Source organism: Streptomyces sp. SPB074, assembly GCF_000154905.1.
Lineage (GTDB): Bacteria > Actinomycetota > Actinomycetes > Streptomycetales > Streptomycetaceae > Streptomyces.
Genome location: NZ_GG770539.1, coordinates 3,637,914 through 3,639,241, shown reverse-complemented (window position 1 = coordinate 3,639,241; position 1,328 = coordinate 3,637,914). Strand labels below are relative to the sequence as shown.

1 protein-coding gene is annotated in these 1,328 nt (G+C 72.4%); it reads right to left on the bottom strand.

Translation table 11 applies throughout. From position 1 onward, the window contains the following. Nucleotides 1-134: 134 nt before the first annotated feature. The gene (locus SSBG_RS15020; protein WP_037869819.1) at nucleotides 135-1,097 is read right to left on the bottom strand and encodes an amidohydrolase family protein; all 963 of its coding nucleotides are present in this window, start codon (nucleotides 1,095-1,097) and stop codon (nucleotides 135-137) included. Between the last annotated feature and the right edge of the window lie 231 nt (nucleotides 1,098-1,328).

The following is a 1,328-nucleotide window of genomic DNA, read 5'->3' as shown; positions in this document are numbered from 1 at the left end:
CCGCCCCCACCACCCACATCTGTGGACAACCTCGCCAAACCCGCGCAATGCCTCGCCCTCGGGAGTGAGCGAATTTCCGCTTCACCCCGAGTTATCCACAGATCGCAGCGAACGGTACGTCCGTCCCCTCTCCCTCAACTACCGTTGTGCTCCAGGCCGAAGAGCTTCGCCGCGTTGTCGTGGCACACCGCCCGCAGCCACTCCTCGCCGAGGCCCAGGTCCGCCATGACCTCCAGTTGATGCGCGTACGGATACGGGGTGTTGGGGAAATCCGTGCCCAGCAGCACCCGGTCCCCGTACGCCGCGAGCCGGGGCAGTTCCGCGCGGGGGAAGGGCGCGAACTCCTCGGCGAAACCCGTCCACGCCATCGTCGTATCGAGCCGCACCTCCGGATAGTCGGCGACGAGGTCGAGGAACTCGCTGTACTCGGGCATCCCGAGGTGCGCGACGACGAGCCGCAGCCGGGGGTGCCTGGCCAGGACCTCGCGCATCGGCCCCGGCCCCGTGTGCTTCCCCGGCACGGGCCCCGAACCGCAGTGCGCCACGACCGGCACCCCGGCCTCGGCGAGCAGCCCCCACACCGGGTCGAGCACCGGGTCCGCCGGATCGTAGGCCCCCACCTGCACATGCGCCTTGAAGACCCGCGCCCCGCGCTCGACCGCCGTCCGCACGTACTTCTCGACGCCCGGCTCGGGGAAGAACGTCGCCGTGTGCAGGCACTCCGGCACCCGCGCGGCGAAGCCGGCGGCCCACTCGTTGAGCCACGCGGCCATCTCCGGCTTGTGCGGATACAGCATCGACGTGAAGGCGCGCACACCGAAGTCCCGCAGCACCGCGATGCGTTCGTCCTCGGCACGGCGGTACGTGATCGGCCACTGCCGCCCGACGAGCGGCCCGGCCGCGTCGAAGTACGCCCACACCTTGCGCAGCACCCGGTCCGGCATGAAGTGCGTGTGCACGTCGATGAGCCCCCGCTCCGCGCCGATCCGCCGCGTGAACTCCCTCACCGCCGCCGCCTCCCGCGCGCCGCCCGGCTCGATCGCCGCGACCCGAGCCGACCGCTCCCCGGGCCCCGCGTCCAGTTCCTCACTCTCCATACCGGCCACCCTGCCGCCATCCCCCGCCCCGGAACAACCCGTATCCGGAACAAGGCATCCCGACAACATGCCACGTCACTCAAGGCCCCTGACCTGCCCGGCCTCCCCCCTCCCCACACGGCCTCCCCGCACGCGCCCGACCGCAAGACCTCTCCCGCGCACCCGCCCGCGCCCCTCCCTCACGCGCCCGCGCGGCCTCCCCGCCCAGCCGCCTCCGCCCTCCCCCTCTCC

Bases quoted from the DNA above. Each gene is read 5' to 3' on its own strand.
- SSBG_RS15020 (WP_037869819.1), bottom strand. From the start codon at position 1,097: ATGGAGAGTGAGGAACTGGACGCGGGGCCCGGGGAGCGGTCGGCTCGG.